15 protein-coding genes are annotated in these 17,793 nt (G+C 63.0%); 6 read left to right on the top strand and 9 right to left on the bottom strand.

What is annotated here, in order from left to right:
- Nucleotides 1-48 precede the first annotated feature (48 nt).
- The 4 genes from ASC85_RS00625 (at nt 49) to ASC85_RS00610 (ending at nt 3,985) form a co-directional block, all read left to right on the top strand.
- Nucleotides 49-759, top strand: a complete 711-nt coding sequence (locus ASC85_RS00625) for a histidine phosphatase family protein (RefSeq protein ID WP_057447836.1) — start codon at nt 49-51, stop codon at nt 757-759.
- A gap of 51 nt (nt 760-810) precedes the next feature.
- Nucleotides 811-1,125 carry an SCP2 sterol-binding domain-containing protein gene (locus ASC85_RS00620; protein WP_057447835.1) on the top strand — a complete coding sequence of 105 codons (315 nt, stop codon included), beginning with the start codon at nt 811-813 and terminating at the stop codon, nt 1,123-1,125.
- 214 nt (nt 1,126-1,339) lie between these two features.
- Nucleotides 1,340-3,058 (top strand): hydrogenase maturation protein, encoded by a 1,719-nt coding sequence (locus ASC85_RS00615; protein WP_057447834.1) that lies wholly within the window; start codon nt 1,340-1,342, stop codon nt 3,056-3,058.
- A gap of 63 nt (nt 3,059-3,121) precedes the next feature.
- On the top strand, nt 3,122-3,985 hold the full coding sequence (locus ASC85_RS00610) for a LysR family transcriptional regulator (RefSeq protein ID WP_003200177.1): 864 nt from the start codon (nt 3,122-3,124) through the stop codon (nt 3,983-3,985).
- A 245-nt stretch (nt 3,986-4,230) separates the two neighbouring features.
- Here ASC85_RS00610 and ASC85_RS00605 read toward each other — a convergent pair whose 3' ends face one another.
- Entirely contained in the window at nt 4,231-4,467 is a 237-nt protein-coding gene (locus ASC85_RS00605; RefSeq protein ID WP_003200175.1) for a YdcH family protein, read from the bottom strand.
- Between the two features lie 217 nt (nt 4,468-4,684).
- Here ASC85_RS00605 and ASC85_RS00600 point away from each other — a divergent pair, with 217 nt between their 5' ends.
- Complete coding sequence (locus tag ASC85_RS00600) at nt 4,685-5,206, top strand: DUF4142 domain-containing protein (protein ID WP_057447833.1); 522 nt, start codon at nt 4,685-4,687, stop codon at nt 5,204-5,206.
- 49 nt (nt 5,207-5,255) lie between these two features.
- Here ASC85_RS00600 and ASC85_RS00595 read toward each other — a convergent pair whose 3' ends face one another.
- The 7 genes from ASC85_RS00595 to ASC85_RS00565 all read right to left on the bottom strand — a co-directional run bounded on the left by ASC85_RS00595 (nt 5,256) and on the right by ASC85_RS00565 (nt 15,047).
- Nucleotides 5,256-5,453 (bottom strand): hypothetical protein, encoded by a 198-nt coding sequence (locus tag ASC85_RS00595; protein ID WP_233903645.1) that lies wholly within the window; start codon nt 5,451-5,453, stop codon nt 5,256-5,258.
- A 96-nt stretch (nt 5,454-5,549) separates the two neighbouring features.
- Nucleotides 5,550-7,661 (bottom strand): PAS domain-containing hybrid sensor histidine kinase/response regulator, encoded by a 2,112-nt coding sequence (locus ASC85_RS00590; protein WP_082534281.1) that lies wholly within the window; start codon nt 7,659-7,661, stop codon nt 5,550-5,552.
- A 307-nt stretch (nt 7,662-7,968) separates the two neighbouring features.
- Nucleotides 7,969-11,067: an error-prone DNA polymerase gene (locus ASC85_RS00585; RefSeq protein WP_430458883.1), complete on the bottom strand. Its 3,099-nt coding sequence runs from the start codon at nt 11,065-11,067 to the stop codon at nt 7,969-7,971.
- A complete protein-coding gene (locus tag ASC85_RS00580; protein WP_057447829.1) occupies nt 11,043-12,464 on the bottom strand; it encodes a Y-family DNA polymerase in 1,422 nt (473 codons plus the stop codon). The genes ASC85_RS00585 and ASC85_RS00580 overlap by 25 nt, the downstream gene beginning before the upstream one ends.
- A gap of 7 nt (nt 12,465-12,471) precedes the next feature.
- Complete coding sequence (imuA, locus tag ASC85_RS00575) at nt 12,472-13,104, bottom strand: translesion DNA synthesis-associated protein ImuA (RefSeq protein ID WP_057447828.1); 633 nt, start codon at nt 13,102-13,104, stop codon at nt 12,472-12,474.
- Nucleotides 13,104-13,721, bottom strand: a complete 618-nt coding sequence (gene lexA, locus ASC85_RS00570; RefSeq protein ID WP_013692700.1) for a transcriptional repressor LexA — start codon at nt 13,719-13,721, stop codon at nt 13,104-13,106. Before lexA ends, imuA begins: the two co-directional genes overlap by 1 nt.
- Nucleotides 13,722-14,003: 282 nt before the next feature.
- On the bottom strand, nt 14,004-15,047 hold the full coding sequence (locus ASC85_RS00565; RefSeq protein ID WP_057447827.1) for an AraC family transcriptional regulator: 1,044 nt from the start codon (nt 15,045-15,047) through the stop codon (nt 14,004-14,006).
- Nucleotides 15,048-15,253: 206 nt separating this feature from the next.
- On the opposite strand from ASC85_RS00565, the gene ASC85_RS00560 reads away from it, so the two are divergent.
- The gene (locus ASC85_RS00560) at nt 15,254-16,198 is read left to right on the top strand and encodes a SphA family protein (protein ID WP_057447826.1); all 945 of its coding nucleotides are present in this window, start codon (nt 15,254-15,256) and stop codon (nt 16,196-16,198) included.
- Nucleotides 16,199-16,443: 245 nt separating this feature from the next.
- On the opposite strand, the gene ASC85_RS00555 is transcribed toward ASC85_RS00560, so the two are convergent.
- Nucleotides 16,444-17,742, bottom strand: coding sequence for a D-arabinono-1,4-lactone oxidase (locus ASC85_RS00555; RefSeq protein WP_162254861.1), 1,299 nt, complete (start codon nt 17,740-17,742; stop codon nt 16,444-16,446).
- Between the last annotated feature and the right edge of the window lie 51 nt (nt 17,743-17,793).

The raw sequence follows: 17,793 nt of genomic DNA, 5'->3' as shown, positions 1-17,793 counted from the left end.
CATCCCCATAACCTCGCCAAACCTTCAACGTACCGGGATGACGCGGACGTGGGCAGTATCTATCTGATTCGACATGGCCAGGCCTCCTTTGGTGCGGACGACTACGATGTCCTTTCACCCAATGGCGTGCGCCAGGCGCAAGTGCTCGGCGGCCACCTGGCGGAGCTCGGTGTCGTATTCGATCGCTGCCTCTCGGGTGACCTGCGTCGCCAACAGGATACCGCCATCGGCGCGCTGGGCCAGTTGTCCGCCGCCGGATTGCCGGTTCCCAAGCTGGAAATCGACGCCGCGTTCAACGAGTTCGATGCCGACGCGGTCATTCGCGCCCTGCTGCCGGACATGCTTGCTCAGGAGCCCGAGGCGCTGCATATCCTGCGCAACGCTGCGCAGAACCGCGCTGAATTCCAGCGCATCTTCGCACTGATCGTCGAACGCTGGCTCAGCGGCCAGTATGACCCGCCGGGCCTGGAAAGCTGGCTGGGTTTTGTCGAGCGGGTCCAGGCGGGCCTGCAGCGCATCCTGGAGCAAGCCGACAACACCCATAAAATCGCCGTGTTCACCTCCGGCGGCACCATCACCGCCCTGCTCCACCTGATCACCCAGATACCGGCCCGACAGGCCTTCGAACTGAACTGGCAAATCGTCAACACCTCGCTCAACCACCTGAAATTCAGGGGCCGCGAGGTGGCCCTGGCTTCCTTCAACAGTCATGCCCACCTGCAACTGCTGAAGGCCCCGGACCTCATCACCTTTCGCTGAGTCCGGATTACTGTAGACCCTTGCTGTACCACCCAAATAAGGATCGAAACCATGACCTCCGTAGCCGACGCCGTACAAGCCATGAAAGCCAAGTTCAACCCAGCCGCCGCTGCCGGCCTGGACCTGGTATTCGGTTTCCGCATCGACGATACCAAGAGTTTCTCGCTGATCGTCAAGGACAGCACCTGCGAACTGCAGGAAGGTGAGAACCCGGACGCCCAGGTGACCCTGGTGATGGACGGCGAAACCCTGCAAGGCATCGTCGACGGCAGCACCGACGGCATGCAAGCGTTCATGGGCGGCAAGCTGCGCGCCGAAGGCGACATGATGCTGGCCATGAAGCTGTCCGAGCTGTTCCCAGGCTGAGACTGCGCTCGCGTTCTTCGCGGGCCTTTGATTGCAAACGAATCCCGCCCCCGTGGCGGGATTCGTGTTTTTGCCCTCCCCTGATCCTGCGTTGCACTCACAACCTTGATCCCTGTCAGTTGTTGCTCTTCCCCCAGCCGCTAACGTAGCGCTTCCATCAAGCCAGGGACGGCTCATCGGGAGCCGGCACCTGCTCATCTCACGGAAGAGACTCATGCCCACACTGAAGATCATTTTGCTGTCGAGCGCCTTCAACGGCCTGACCCAACGCGCCTGGCTGGACCTGCGCGAGGCCGGCTATCGCCCCAGCGTCGTGCTGTTCACCGATCCGGCCTCGGTCTGCCGGCAAATCGAAGAAAGCGGCGCCCACCTGGTGATCTGCCCGTTCCTCAAGGACCGCGTACCCGAGCAGTTATGGCGCAACCCGCGGCGCCCGGTGGTGATCATTCATCCCGGAATTGTCGGCGACCGCGGCGCCAGCGCCCTGGACTGGGCAATCACTCGGCAGCCCGAACGCTGGGGTGTCACGGCGTTGCAGGCGGTAGAGGAAATGGACGCCGGGCCAGTCTGGGCCACTTGCGAATTCGACCTGCCCCAAGGCCTGCGCAAATCCGAGCTGTATAACGGCCCGGTCAGCGATGCGGCCATTCGTTGCATCCGCGAGGTCGTGGAAAAATACCTCGACGGTTTCATCCCGGTGCCACTGGACTATGACCGTCATGACGTGGTCGGACGCCTGCAACCGAACATGACCCAGGCCCATCGCACCTTCAGCTGGCACGACAGCACCGGCTTCATCAAACGCTGCATCGATGCCGCCGACGGTCAACCCGGAGTGCTGGCAAGCCTGGCCGGCGAGCAGTTTTACCTGTACGACGCCCATCCGGACGTTCGTCACGGCCTGCCCGGCGAACTGCTGGCCGTGCGTGACGATGCGGTGCTGGTGGCGACAGGGGATGCAAGCCTGTGGATCGGCGCCCTGCGCCGCAAGCCGCAGCCCGGCGAACAGACCTTCAAGCGTCCGGCGCGCCACGTATTGTCGAACCGGCTCGAAGGCGTCCCGATGCTCGACGGTTCCCTGGCTCGCCAGCCGTTCAGCGATGAGCCTTACCAACCCATTCGCTATCGGGAATGCGGCCATGTGGGAGAGCTGACGTTCGAGTTCTATAACGGGGCGATGAGCACTGAGCAATGCCAACGGCTGGTGGCGGCATTGCGCTGGGCCAAGTCCCGGGACACCCAGGTGCTGTTGATCCGCGGCGGGCGCGGCAGCTTTTCCAACGGTGTGCACCTGAACGTTATCCAGGCCGCCGCCGAACCCGGCCTGGAGGCCTGGGCCAACATCCAGGCCATCGATGACGTTTGCCTTGAGTTGTTCAGCGCACGGCAACTGGTGGTCAGCGGCCTGACGGGTAACGCCGGGGCCGGCGGTGTGATGTTGGCTCTGGCGGCCGATATCGTGCTGGCGCGCCGTGACATCGTGCTCAACCCGCACTACGCGACCATGGGCCTGTACGGCTCCGAATACTGGACCTACAGCCTGCCCCGCGCGGTCGGCCCGGACATGGCCTGGAAACTCACCCAGGACTGCCTGCCGATCAGCGCCCTCCAGGCGTTGCGCTACGGCATGGTCCAGGAGATCGGACCACGCTGCCCCGACGAGTTCGGCCTGTGGCTGCTGCAGCGAGCCAACAGTGCGCTGCTCGATCCGAACTATGAAAGCATCCGGGTTCGCAAGGCCGAGCGGAGCCTGTCAGCGATCCAGGCGTGCCGCGATGGCGAACTCGCGCAGATGCGACATGACATGGTGGACAATCGCCACGGCTTCGCCGACAAGTGCCGTGGGTTCGTCTTCAAGCACAAGGCCTGCCGCACGCCAGAACGCCTGGTCGCCCCTTGGGCGCGAACAGCACAGGCCCAAGCCGTCCAATAATGCCCGGTATCGGCGAGGCGCGGCAGCTCTTACAATGCCCGCTTCCCCCGTATCGGCCTGAACATGGACATCGACCTCGCCCGCACCTTCCTGGAAATCGTCCGCCACGGCAGCCTCGCTGCTGCGGCCGAAAAGCTGCACGTGACCCAGACGGCGATCACCGCCCGGGTGCAGAAGCTCGAAAGCCAGCTCGGCTGCGCGCTGTTCGTGCGCAACCGTGCCGGCGCGCGCTTGACCAGCGACGGCGAGGCGTTTGTGGTCTACGCCAACCAGCTCGTGCAGACCTGGGAAGCAGCCCGCCGGGACCTGCCACTGCCCGAGGGTTATCGCAACGTCTTGCACCTGGGAGGCGAGGTCAGCCTGTGCAATCCCTTGATGCTCGCCTGGGCCGGCGAACTGCGCCAGAAAATTCCCGGCCATGCCCTGCGCATGGACATCCGCGACGGCGAGAAACTGCTGCAACAGCTGGAGCTGGGGCTGCTGGACGCGGCGGTGGTGTATCAACCCGAATACTGGCCGCGCCTGCAGGTAGAACAGCTGCTGGAAGAAAAACTCATCCTGGTACGCCTGGCCGCCCGTCCCGAGCCCTACGTGTACATCGACTGGAGTGCTGACTTCCGGCGCCAACACGACACCGCGCTACCGGACAAGGCCAAGGCCGCCGTGACCTTCAACCTCGGTCCCCTGGCCTTGCAGTACATCCTGGAAAACGGCGGCAGCGGCTACTTCCGCACACGGGTCGTGCAGAGCTACCTGGACAGCGGCATCCTGGAACGGGTGCCCAAGGCACCGGAATTCAACTACCCCACTTACCTGGTCTACTCCCGCGATCGGGATTCAGCAGCGTTGCAGCAGGCATTCGAGGTGTTGCGAGAGATCGTCAAGACCGGCAGCGACTGGTCACAGCGCTGGGATCCATTGACCTGACAGGTTGGGAGGCAAGGCATGAAGGGCCGTCGTGGCCAGAGCTTGCTCCCGCGTTGTAGGAGCTGGCGAAGCCTGCGATCTTTTGATCTTTTGATCTTTCGCTTGAGATTCAAGTGGCAGGGAAAGATCGCAGCCTCGTTGCACTCGACAGCTCCTACACAGCTCCTACGCATCTCCTACATAGCTCTTACATAGCTTCTACGGCCCAGCGGGAACAAGCGCCCTCGCCACAAAAGCCCTTCGCACTACCGCTGCATCTGAGCCACGATCTCGTCCTTGACCAGCAATCGCTTCTTCTTGAGCGTCTCCAAAGCATCGTCGGACAGCGCGCCGGAGGACGGTTTCTCGGCTTCGACCACCTCGGCATCAAGTTGGGAGTATTTTTGAATTAACGAGTCGAGCCTTGGATTCTCGCTGCGTTTTTGCTGGATGTGGTCTTTTGTGCATTTGAGATCCTGGCACAAATCGTGGGACACCGGCATGGAACACCTCCTTCGATGGGTCGGTGGCAGACGCCCTTGCGGCGCCCGTCGATTATCAGAATGGCCTCCTCGACAGGGTTCTGTCGACCGCCAATCCGACCAGCGGTGACCGTTCGTCGTACCGGATCGCTTGGCGATCAAACCTTTGCCGGTGCGTCGCCCTCCATTGAACAGAGACGACAAGAATCGCTCGTTCAACTTGTGTGGAGACTTACCTATGGACAGATTCACCCTGCGTCAACTCGGCCTGGCAGTTGCCCTGAGTACCAGCATGGGCATGGCATGGGCCGCGACTTCCAACGACTTTGTCGACAACGCGGCGGCCGGTGGCATTGCAGAAATCGAGACCAGCAAACTGGCCTTGGAAAAAAGCCAATCGGCGGACATCAAGGAGTTCGCCAACAAGATGATCACCGACCACACCAAGGCCAACGAAGAGCTGAAAGCCCTGGCGCAAAAACATGACATCGAAGTACCCGACGACACCACGTTGATGAAAAAAGCCAAGGCGAAGATTCTCGATGTGCGCGATGAGTCTTTTGATGCGGCCTACGCCAACAACCAGGTCAAGGCCCACGAAGAAACCATCGCCCTGTTCAAGAAAGAAGCCGAAACCGTTACCGACGACAAGAAGGCTGGCAATACCGAACTCAAGGCGTTCGCCCAGAAGATGCTGCCAGACCTGCAACATCACCTGGATGCCGCCAAGAAACTTCAGGCAGCGCATCCAAGCAAGTAGCGAAATACAAAAAGCCCCGTTCTAAAAAGAAAACGGGGCTTTTTATAGGCTAGCCACCATCGGTGTCGATATCAGCGTCAGTATCCTCGCCAGATTTCGGCCGATCCGGATCAGGCTTGAAGCCGGGGCTGAAGGTGTTGTCATTGTCCCTATGACGATTCTTCTGATCGACCTCCGTGGCGGCGCTCTGGGCCTGGTCCGTCCCGGCAGGGCGGACTGGCTGGGTGTTTACTGGATCGTCGTTCATAAGCACCTCGTTCATGGCAGGGCCGGGTGGATGACCGGTCTTGAACATTCGAAGGTGACGCGACGGCTTGGGTTCCATTTGTTTGCAGCACCGCGATCAGCCGCCCAGCACACTCCTCACCATCCGGGTCAGCGCGTCCGGGCCGTAGGGTTTGCTCAACAAATGGGTATCGGGGCTCAACTGATGGTTCCGGGAGATGATGTCCCGGGTGTGTCCCGAGGTGAACAGCACCGGGACCGGCGGGTTCTGCACCTTGGCCCAGGCGGCCAGGTCGGAACTCTTGATCAGGCCGGGCATGACGACGTCGGTGAAGATCAGGTCGACCGAGATGCCTTCCAGCAGCAGCTTCATCGCCTCATCGCCGTTGGCGGCCGTGAGGGTCCGATAGCCGGACTGTTCCAGCAGTTCCACCGACGCGCTGCGCACCTCGTCGTTGTCCTCCACCACCAGGATCGTCTCTTGCCGGCCGGACTGGAGCACGTCGTGCTGCTCGGTTTCCCCCGCTTCGGGCGCAAGGCTTCGAGGGAAATACATCCGTACCCGCGTGCCCTCGCCCAGGTCGCTGGAGATCTCGATATGGCCGCCACTCTGCTTGACGAACCCGAACACCATGCTCAATCCAAGCCCGGTGCCCTGGCCATCGGTCTTGGTGGTGAAAAACGGTTCGAACACCTGCTTCAGGATCTCGGGCGGCATGCCGGCACCGCAGTCGATCACCGACAGCCGGACATAGTCGCCGGCCGGGATCCCCTTGCCGGCACAGAACGCCTCATCGAGCGCGATGTTCTCCCCGATCAGGCGGATAGTGCCCTCGCCGCCCATGGCATCGCGCGCATTGATCGCCAGGTTCAACAGGGCGTTTTCCAATTGATTGCGATCGACGTGGATGCACCAGGGCTCCTGGGGCAGGCTCACTTCAATCTGGATGGTTTCACCCAAGGCCCGTTGCAGCAGTTCACCCATGCCATCGTAGATGCGTCGTGGGTTGTAGACCGCCGGGGACAATGGCTGGCGCCGGGCAAAAGCCAGCAGTTGCGATGACAACTTGGCCCCCCGCTCCACGGCTTCGATGGAGGCACTGACCCGCCGTTGCACGTTGACGTTGTCCCGTTCGTGGCGGGCCAGCAAGTGCAGGTTGCCGGCAATCACTTGCAGCAGATTGTTGAAGTCATGGGCCACGCCGCCAGTGAGACCGCCAATGGCCTCGAGCTTTTGCGACTGACGCAACTGCTCTTCTGCCGCCAGCCGCGCCTGCACCTCGTCGGCTACCCGCTGTTCCAGGTCGCGGGTGAATTTGAGCAGCGAAGCTTCGGCTGTCTTGCGTTCATTGATGTCAATCAGCACACCTGGAAAACGCAGGGGCTTGCCCGTGGCATCGAATTCGCAGCGACCGCTGGCCAGCACCCACAGGTAATCACCGCCCACGCGGCGCACCCGATATTCAGCGCTGTAGGGGATGCCCGTGCGCACGGTCAGTTCGACCCTCTGGTTGACCTCTTCGAGGTCATCGGCGTGGATGCGCTGGCGGGCAATTTCGATGGGCAGTGCGTCCAGCGAACAGTCTGGCGGGTAGTTGAAGGTACGGGCGAAACGCTCATCGCCCGATAGTGTGTCGGCCTGGATGTCCCAGACGAACGACCCCAGCAATGGTCCGGCCGAGAGGGCCAACTGGATGCGCTCGTTGACGGCTCGGTAACTGCGTTCGGCCTCTTGCCGGGCGCGCTCGGTCAACACGAGCTCGGTGGTTTCCACCACAATCGCCAGCACGCCCGCCGGGGACTGGTCGTCATCGGGCACCGGGCTGTAATAGAGGTCCATCCACACATCTTCAGGCTTGCCATCGCGCAGCAGGACCAACTCTTTGCTGCGGTAGGACAAGGTGCCGCCGGCCAGGCAGACGTCCAGCACATGCCGATTGAATTCGGCGACCTCCGGCCAACCCAACTCCACCGCGCACCCCAGCAGGTAAGGATGGCGGCCACCGGCGAACTCGGCATAGGCATCGTTGTAGATCATGAAGCCCTGGCGGCCCCACAACATCACCATCGGCAGGGGCGAAGCCAGCAACAACTGGACGGCGCTGCGCAGGCTGGCGGACCAGTGCTCGATGGCGCCCAACTCGGTCCGGCTCCAATCGAACGCCCGGATACGCCCGGCCATTTCACCGCCCCATCCAGGGCACCCGTGATTTTGGGATAGAAACTGCATGGTCGATTCTGAACCTCAAAATGCCTGCCGGGAGTCGGCAGACACAAATCCCTTGCGATCAGAGCTTCGAGCGCTGGGTTGGCGTTTGGTTTCATGGTGATCGGTTTGCGCACGATCCCTGTGGTCAAGGATTGCTCCTGCTTGGCCCTGTAGGAGCTGGCGAAGCCTGCGATCTTTTGATCTTGATCTTTCGCTTGAGACTCAAGTGGCTGGGGAAAGATCGCAGCCTCGTTTCACTCGTCAGCTCCTACACACCGCCGAGCGGGAGCAAGCGCCCTCGCCACAGAGGGTGCGGTGTTGCTGAGGCTCAACGGAAATCGCGGCTCTGCACCTGGATGCCCGCCAGCAACTCGGTCAGGTCGCTCAGGCGCCCGGCGATCAGGTGGCGGACCTCGCCGACGCTTTCCCAGCGCCCGTCGACCCTGAGCAATTGCGAGCCCACCAAGGTCTTGCGCTGGCGCTCGGCCAAGTCGCGCCAGACCACCACGTTGAGGTTGCCGAATTCATCTTCCAGAGTGACAAAAGTCACGCCGCTGGCCGTGCCCGGACGTTGGCGGCCGGTGACCAGCCCGGCGACGCTGACGTTGCGGCCATGTTCCACGTCCTGCAATTCCCGGGAGCTGCGGCAGCGCCGGGCGCGCAGTTCGGGACGCAGCAGGGCCAGTGGATGAGGGCCCAGCGTCGTGCCGAGCGTGGTGTAATCGGCAAACAGGTTTTCCCCCAGCGTGGGTTTTGGCAGGGCCACGGGCGGTTCCTCCTGGCTGGGCAAACCGGCGAACAAGCCCAGTTGTTTCTGCACTCCGGCCACTTCCCAGCGGGCACGATGGCGATCACCGGCCAAGCCCTGCAAGGCCCCCGCGTCGGCCAGTTGCGCCTGGGCCCGGGCATCGAGCTGCGCGCGCTCGCCCAAGTCGGCCACGTCGCTAAAGGGCCGATGCCGGCGGGCCGCTTCGATACGGCGGGCATCCTCTTCGCGAAAGCCCTTGATCATGCGCAGCCCCATGCGGATCGCCGGCTGCCGACCGTCCATGGGCTCGAGGCTGCAATCCCAATCGCTGGCGCGCACGTCCACCGGGCGGATCGACAGTTGATGCCGACGGGCATCCTGGAGGATCTGGTCCGGGCTGTAGAACCCCATGGGCCAACTGTTGATCAGGGCACAGGCGAACGCCGCCGGTTCGTGGCATTTGAGCCAACTGCTGGCGTAGGTCAGCAAGGCGAAACTGGCGGCGTGGGATTCCGGGAAACCGTAATTGCCGAAGCCTTTGATCTGTTCGAAGATTTGCGCGGCGAACTCAGCGGTGTAGCCGTTTTTCTTCATCCCCTGCGCCAGACGTTCCCGATGGGGCTCCAACCCACCGTGACGTTTCCAGGCAGCCATGGAGCGACGCAATTGGTCTGCTTCACCCGGGGTGTAGTCGGCCGCGACGATGGCGATCTGCATGACCTGCTCCTGGAACAAGGGAACACCCAGGGTGCGGTTGAGCACTTCCTTCAAGGCTTCAGAGGGATAAGTCACCGCCTCTTCTTTGTTTCTGCGGCGCAGGTACGGATGCACCATCCCACCCTGGATCGGCCCGGGCCGTACGATCGCCACTTCGATGACCAAATCGTAGAAGGTCTTGGGTCTCAGCCGAGGCAACATCGACATCTGCGCCCGGGACTCGATCTGGAACACACCGATGGTGTCGGCGCGGCTGATCATTTCGTAGGTCGCCCGATCCTCCTGAGGCAGCGACGCCAGGGCGTAGCGCTGGCCCCGGTAGTGTTCGATCAGGTCGAAACAGCGACGAATCGCACTGAGCATGCCCAAGGCCAGGATGTCCACCTTGAGTAGCCCGACCGCGTCCAGGTCGTCCTTGTCCCACTGGATGATGGTGCGTTCGGCCATGGCGGCGTTTTCCACCGGTACCAAGGTGTCCAGGGGTTGCTCGGAAATCACGAAGCCGCCAGGGTGCTGGGACAAATGCCGGGGGAAACCGATCAATTGCCGGGTCAGGCTCAGCACCCGGCGCAACACCGGGCTGTCCGGGTCGAAGCCGCCTTCACGCAAGCGCTCCACTGGCGGCGCCTCGTCGCTCCAGCGGCCACAGCAATCGGCCAGGGCGTTGACCTGGTCCGGCGGCAGGCCCAGGGCCTTGGCCACATCGCGCACCGCCCCGGCGCCGTGGTAACTGCTGACCACCGCCGTCAACGCCGCTCGATGACGACCGTAGCGCTGGAACACGTACTGCAGCACTTCCTCGCGACGGTCGTGTTCGAAGTCGACGTCGATGTCCGGCGGCTCGTTGCGCTCCCGGGACAGGAAGCGTTCGAACAACAGGCTGGTAAGGTTGGGGTCGATTTCGGTGATACCCAAGGCGTAGCACACCGCCGAGTTGGCCGCCGAACCGCGCCCCTGGCAAAGGATATGGCGGCTGCGGGCGAAGCTGACGATGTCCTGTACGGTGAGGAAATAACTGTCATAGCCCAACTCGGCGATCAGGCTCAGCTCCTTGTCGATCTGTGCCCGCACTTTGTCTGTCACGCCGTCCTTCCACCGCTCGCGCATGCCCCGCTCGGTCAGTTCCCGCAGCCAGGACGCCGGGGCATGGCCCTCGGGCACCAATTCGCGGGGGTATTGGTATCGCAGTTGGCCAAGATCGAAGGTGCAGCGCCGGGCGATGTTCAGGGTTTCATCGAGCAAGGCTCGCGGGTAGAGATCGGCCAGATCCTTGCGGCTGCGCAAGTGGCGCTCGCCGTTGGGGTGCAGGCGCTGGCCAGCCTCGGCCACCGTGGCGTGGTGACGGATGGCGGTCATGGTGTCCTGCAAGGCACGACGCCCGCGCACATGCATGTGCACATCGCCACTGGCCACAACTGGGAGATCCAAGCGCTCGGCCAGCGCCAACGAGTCTGCCAACCGGCGGCGGTCGTCCTGTGCGCAATGCAACTGGACCGTCAGCCACAGGCGCCCGGCAAAGATCGACTGGAGCCAACGGCCATGTTCCTCGACGTCTTTGCCCGCGGCTATCCACAACGCCAGCAGCCCCGACAAGGGCTGGTCGAAGTCCTCTCGCACAATGCGATAGTGGCCCTTCTCGCTGCGACGCCGGGCGCGGGTGATCAGCCGGCACAAGGCTTGATAGCCCTCAAGGTTTTCCACCAGCAACACCAGCTTCGGGCCGTTCTCGACCTGGATTTCGCTGCCGACGATCAGTTGCAGTTCCAGCTCCTTGGCCGCCTGCCAAGCCCGGACGATTCCGGCCAAAGTGCATTCGTCGGTGATCGCCAGGGCCTGGTAGCCCTCTTGCCGGGCCCGACGACACAACTCCAGGGCACTGGAGGCGCCACGTTGGAAACTGAAGTTCGACAGGCAATGCAGCTCGGCATATTCAACGCTCATGCGAACCAGCCTTGCAGCCACAGCGGCCCACCCTCGCCCACCGGTCGATAGGCCCAGCCGCGTTGCCCGCTGCGGGTTTCGATCAGGTAGTAGTCGCGGCGTACGTCGGCACCGTCCCACCAGCCGGTCTCGATGCGCTCCGGGCCCATGAGGACTCGCGCCTGGCTGTCCTGCAGCACCTGGGCCTCATTCAGCAGCCAGCCGGGACGCTGCACGCCAGCGCGCACCGGACAGGCCTGGGGCCGGGGTTGGGGCGTCATTTGCCAGGCGCATTCAGGTCGATGGTCATCGCGAAACCCCAGGCCCTGCACCGCGTCATCCCCCAGCCGCGCCCGCAGCCGTTCGCGCAGTTGCTCCCAAGGCAAGGACTGTTGCGGGCGCTCGTCGAACAGCTCCAGGCGCTGGGGCACGAAACTCGGCAGGTCCTCGGCACACAAGCGAAAACCCCGCACCGGGGCCGCGACCTGCACCTGTTCCAAGCGACCGCGGGCCAGTTCGAAGAGCATCGCTGGATCCCGTTCGGCGCTGAGCAAGCCGACCTTGATCAGTGTGTCCGGCAAAGCGGCATGCTCCAGGTGCAGGTCGAAGCGCTGCACGCCACTGTCGCGACCGCACAGGAAGGCCGACAAGTCACCGGTCAAGCGCCGCAACGGGAACAACAGCGCCTGATGGGATTGCACGTCATAGTTGAGTTCGATGCGCACATCGAAACGGTCCGGCGGCAGGTAGAACGACAGCGCCAGGGTGCGACTGCCCGTCAGAGCGTCGAGGTGCTTGAGCACCTGGGCCTCGAAGCGCCGAGCCAGGGTCTGCCGGGGCAAGGCCTGGACCTGGCTCAGGCGGCGCAGGCCCATGCGCGACAGCGCCGTGGCGACCTCGGGTTCCAGGCCGATCCGCTCCACGGGCATGTCTCCCAGGCATTGTTGCAAGGTCTCGGCGTCGGGCACCACCAGGGCGTCATAGGCATTGGCCAACACCCGCGCCGCCACCGGATTGGGTGCGGCGACGATGCGATGACGAAAGCCCAGCTCGGTCAGCTCGGCCCGCAAGCGCGCCTCGAACACCGGCCAGGGGCCAAACAGGCCCAGGCTCGACTCGATCTCGAACAGCAGCGTACGCGGGTAATGCACGCTGACCTGGGAGCTGAAACGGTAGGCCCAGGCCGCCAGGAACTGTTGCCAGTGTTCGATCTGCGCCGCGTCGTATTCGGCGGTGGCAAAGCCTTTGCTCAAGGCCTGGGCGGCGGTCATGGTCTGGCCGGGACGCAAGCCCAGGGCCCGTGCCGGCGCATTCACCGCTTGCAGCACCCGACGCTGGGCCGGGCCGGTCAGCAAGGCCAGGGGCTGGTCAGGATCGGGGCGCTGACGCAGCGCGGCGTCCAGCGCCAATTGCGGGAAGAGAATACAGACCCAGCGCATCGCAACCTCAATGCCCGGTTTGTGGGGCGAGCGTGGCAAAGGCAATCGGCGCCGAACGAGCCAACCCGCCGCGGCACTTGAGCACGCGCAATTGCGCCGGCCGGGTATCGATGGCGATGCGCAGGGCCGCCGGCGACGGGTTGATGGCCTCCTGGATCGAGCGCCAGGCGAACGCCAGGGTCTGGCCGGTTTCCGCTGCCACTTGCAAGCGGCGCAAGGCCCGGTCATCCGCCTGGCGGGGCCAGCACAGGACCGCGCCACAACTGCCCGAACGCAGGCATTGTTCGGTGGCCCACAGGGCATCGCGCTCATCGGCGCGGATCACCGACAACTGGCGCAGGTCGACGCCAGCGTTCTGCCAGGCCTGGGGATAGGGCACGAACGGTGGCGCCACCAGCACGATCCGCTCCCCCGCCGCCGCCAGCCGCGCCAGGGTCGGCCACACCAGTTGCAACTCACCCACGCCCGGCGCGGCGATAAGCAGTTCCGTCAACGCCGCTTCCGGCCAGCCACCACTGGGCAACGCCGCGTCCAGTGCCGCATGGCCGGTGGGTTGCGGGCTGGCGGCTGGCGGCGCAGGCCGGCCCTTCCAGACCTGGCCGCCGTTGAACAGCGCGTCCAGCGCAACGACAGCGCCCATCAGCCTTGCCTCACCAAGCCACAGAACACCCCTTCTATCGCCAGGTCCTGGTCGGCCTCGACGATGATCGGCTGGTAGGCCGGGTTGCGCGGCAATAAACGCACCCGCTCGCCAATGCGCTCGAAGCGCTTGATGGTGACTTCACCGTCCAGACGCGCCACGACAATCTGGCCGTTGGCGGCCTGCGGCGTGCGCTGCACGCCCACCAGGTCACCGTCGAGAATGCCGTCCTCGATCATCGAATCGCCCTGGACCCGCAGCAGGTAATCCGGCGCCTTGGTAAAAATCGCCGGGTCCAGCATCAGGCGGCTGTGGACCTCGGCATCGGCGCCGATCGGCAACCCGGCGGCCACTCGCCCCAGCACCGGCACGTCCAACAGCTCGGGTCGTGGTGGCTGGTTCAGCAAGCGAATGCCCCGGGCCTGGTGCGGATTGACCTCGATGAAACCGGCTTCGGTCAGCGCCAGCACATGCTTGCGCGCCACACTGCGGGAGGCAAAACCAAACGCCTCGCTGATTTCAGCGAGGCTGGGAGGCTGGCCCTGATCGGCGATGCGTTCGCGGATGAAAGTCAGAATGGCGGTACGGCGGGGAGTGAGAGTCGTCATGGAGTACATTTGTACTCTTTCGGGAATTTTCTGACAAGCGCCGCCAGTCAGTTCACAGCGGGAGCAATCTCTGGCCACAGGTATCAGCACTTTTCCTCAAGTGAACAGCATTACCTTGTAGGAGCGAGCCTGCTCGCGAAAGCATCAGCACACTCGACATCCATGCAAGCTGATCCACCGCCATCGCGAGCAAGCTTTGCTCCCACAGTTGGATCGAGGTACGGCTGCAGAACCAGGCCGGCTGTCAGGTCGCTTCCCACACGGTTTGAGAAATACTGTTTGGACATATCCTTAGAGCCGGGCGTCGGCGCTCTCATTGCGAAATGCGCTCGGGCTCATGCCTGTCCAGCGTCGGAACGCCCGGCGGAAACTGCGCACATCGCTGTAGCCGACTTCTTCGGTGATGCGCTCGATGGACAGTCCAGGGTTGGCCAACAGGTTCAGGGTCCGGCCACGGCGCACTTGTTCGAGCAAGGCCTCGAAGGTCAGGTTGTGTTCGGTAAGGCGCCGACGCAGGGTGCGGCTGCTCATGTTGAGATCGCTGGCGATTTTCTCGATGTGGCTGCCCCGGGTCAGGTCCCGGGCAATCGCCCGTTCCACGGTCTGGATCAGATCGATTTTCTGGTGCACCTCGATGGCCTCCTGCTCCAGCAAGGCCAATGCCTGGCGCAGGGCCAACGGGTGGTGATTGGGCAAACGCATATCCAGCCAGCGCACGTCGATAAGCATGCGATTGTGTCGGCAACCGAAGTGCACATCCGGTCCAAAAATCCGCTGATATTCCTGGGCATAGGACGGCGCGGCGTGCATGAACTCCACGGCCTGGGGCTTGAAATCGGGCCCCGCCAGCGCCCGGCCATAGACCATCAGGCTGGCGAAGAACTCTTCCACGGCAAACACCTGGATCTCGGCGAAAGGCAGCCGGCAGGTCGCCTCGACCATGATCCGGTCAGTGGCTTCTTCGACGCTGGCCACGGCGATGCCGCCGCTAGTGTGCTGGTAACGGACGCCCAGGGCGAAGGCATCGCGCAGGGTTTCGCACAGCGATAAGACGTGGCCCAACAGGCCGAGGGTGCCCAGCACGTTGCGGTCACCCACCCACAATCCCAGCCCCTGGTCGGGCAACAGCTTGAGCGCCCGTTGAGTCATGACCACGGCCTGGCGGTAGGAAATGCGCTGGGCGGGATCTTGCAGATCATCGAGGCCGAACCCCAGGCCGCGACACAGGCTGGCGGCATCGAAACCTTTGTCCAGCACCACCTCGGCCAGGGTCTGCAGCAGGAATGGCGATACCAGCGCCAATTCATAGGTCGGGTCGATGACTTTCATCTGCATGGGGCGGGTTCCGGAGCACGTTAGGTGGCGTTTTTGTAACCGGTTGTTTCACAAAGTTAGCATGCCCCGGTGGATCGAGGAGGACAAAAATCTGGCCGCCCAAGTCCCCTGTATGGCCGCCAATACCCTGCCCTGTTGGCGGCGAACGGCTTATTTGTATGGCTCGGACTTTCGGTGCATCGCCAACAATAATAATGAGCCCCCACATGAACCCGATCCGCACGACACTCGCCTTGCAATTGACCCTCGGCCTGGTCTGCGCCAGTGCCTTGCCGGCCCTGGCTACCGAAGCCGGAGTCGACAACATCGGCCCCGGTACAGATGGCTTCTTCATGCTGCCGCTGGAGGTCGACAGCCTTCCGGACAACATGGTTGCGTTCAACGTCTACTACAACCACTACAAGGCCCGGAAGCTCAACATCAGTTCGTTGGGCGGCGAAGTGCCGAATGTCGAAATCGAATCCACGGCGGTGATCCCGCGCATCGATTACTTGAGCCCGTTGCGGGTGGCCGGTGGGCGCCTGGGGATCTACATCGCCCAACCGTGGCTCAAACAGGAAGTCTCGGTGTTCGGCCTGCATGACACCCGCGAAGGCATGGGCGACACCACGATTTCGCCCATCGTGCTCTGGGACATGGGCAAGAACCTGACCCTGGCCGCGGCGGTGGAAATCACCGTGCCGACCGGCGAATACAGCACCGATCGACTGGCCAACACCAGCAACAATTTCTATACCTACAAGCCGCTGTTTTCCTTAACCTGGCTGCCTACGGAAAACACCGAGCTGTCGTTGAAAACCACCTACAGTTTCAATCGCAAGAACAAGGACACCGACTACCGTTCGGGGCAGATTTTCCACTTCGATTATTCCGCCAGCTACCGCCTGACCGACAACGTGATGCTGGGGCTCAACGGCTACTACCTCAAACAGACCACCGACGACAAACAGTATGGCCGCACGGTGCAATTCGCCGGGCAAGACGTGGACGACGGCGTACGCGGCCAGGTCTTCGCCATCGGCCCGGCGCTGCACCTGACCTTCCTCAAGTACGCCAGCGCCGAGATCCGCTGGGCCAAGGAGTTTGCGGTGGAGAACCGCACCGAGGGCGAAATGCTCTGGGCCAAGATCAGTATTCCGTTTGCGTTCTAGAGTGCTCCACAGCACCTGTGTCGGGGGAGCTTGCTCCCGCTCGGCGGCGTAAGGCTAGCTATGTAGGAGCTATGTAGGAGCTATGTAGGAGCTGTGTAGGAGCTGTCGAGTGCAACGAGGCTGCGATCTTTCCACTGATAATTGAGTCGAGAGCGAAAGATCAAGATCAAGATCAAGATCAAAAGATCGCAGGCTTCGCCAGCTCCTACATCGCCATCGCGAGCAAGCTCCCACAGGTTCTTCCTTCAGCTCAAACCCAGAATCGATGAAAGATGCCCATTGAGGAACTTGCCGCCAGGGTCCAGCACCTGGCGCACCTCGGTGAATTCCGTCCAGCGCGGGTACAGCGCCTGGAGCGCCTTGGCGTTCAGGGAATGCAATTTCCCCCAATGCGGACGGCCCTGGTATTTCCAGAAGATCGGCTCGATGGCGGCAAAGAAATTGTGATGGTCCATCTGGTAATGCTGGTGCACGGAGATCGAGCAACTGTCCCGGCCTTCGAACATGCTCAAGGCAATGTCGTCGGCCTTCACGTAGCGGTATTCGATGGGAAACCAGGTGCGCAGGTCCTTGTCGCGGATCAGTGCCAGAATCTCTCGCAGGCATGCCGGGCCGTGTTCGGCCGGCACCGAGTACTCCATCTCGTTGAAGCGCACGGTGCGAGCGTTGGCATAGATGTCATGGGAGTCGCCGACCCGATCATCGAAATCGGCCACCAGCCGCAGGCTGTTGAGCAGCGTGCGCCGGATCGTTGGAAAGTCGCTGCCGTACTTGTCGAGGTTTTCGATCAGGCTGACGAATTCGTTGCCGCCCTCCTCCTCGGGGCTGATCGGCGGCGTGGCCGGATCGGAGGTTTCGTTCAAGGCGATCGACAACGCATAGTCGGAATGGGTGACGACCTGCATTTCCCAGTGCTGGTTGTCCCGGGTGTTGGTGTCCACGTCTTCGAGCAACTCCTCGGTTTTCGCCACCCATTGATGCTCGCGCAAGCGATAGGCGGCGCGGTTCTGCAGGCGCACGCGGGTCACCAGTCCCAGCGCGCCAAGGGACACCCGAGCGGCCTTGAACACTTCAGGATGACGCCGGGCATCACAATCGAGGACCGCGCCGCTGGCCGTCACCAGTTGCAGGCCGACCACTTGGGACGCGTACGAGCCGAAGGCCTTGCCAGTGCCGTGGGTCGAGGTAGCGATGGCACCGGCCAGGGTCTGGTAATCCACGTCGGCCATGTTCGGCAGTGCCTGGCCGATGGCCTTGAGCGCCGGGCCCATGCGGGACATGGGCGTGCCGCCGCCGAACTCGGCTTGCAGGCTGGCTGCATCATGAGCCAACAGGCCGCTGAAAAAACTCAGCGACAACAAGGTGCCGTCAGTGGGCACCAGGGCACTGAAGGAATGCCCGGAACCCACCGGACGAATCCGCCCTTCGGCGCGTCTCACCACGTTCACCAGTTCATCGAGGTCCTTGGGGGCCAGGCGCGCCGCCGGCAGGCAACTCTGCGCACCGGACCAATTGCGCCAGGGGATCAGCCGCGGCGCGCGCATCAGCTCGGCCAGGGCGCCCTGGCTGCCCAGGGCCGTAAAGGCTGCGACAAC

The organism is Pseudomonas sp. Root401 (assembly GCF_001425105.1).
In the GTDB taxonomy this organism is placed as follows: domain Bacteria; phylum Pseudomonadota; class Gammaproteobacteria; order Pseudomonadales; family Pseudomonadaceae; genus Aquipseudomonas; species Aquipseudomonas brassicacearum.
The sequence above is the reverse complement of the archived record's forward strand: the minus strand, read 5'-3'. Positions and strand labels throughout refer to the sequence as shown.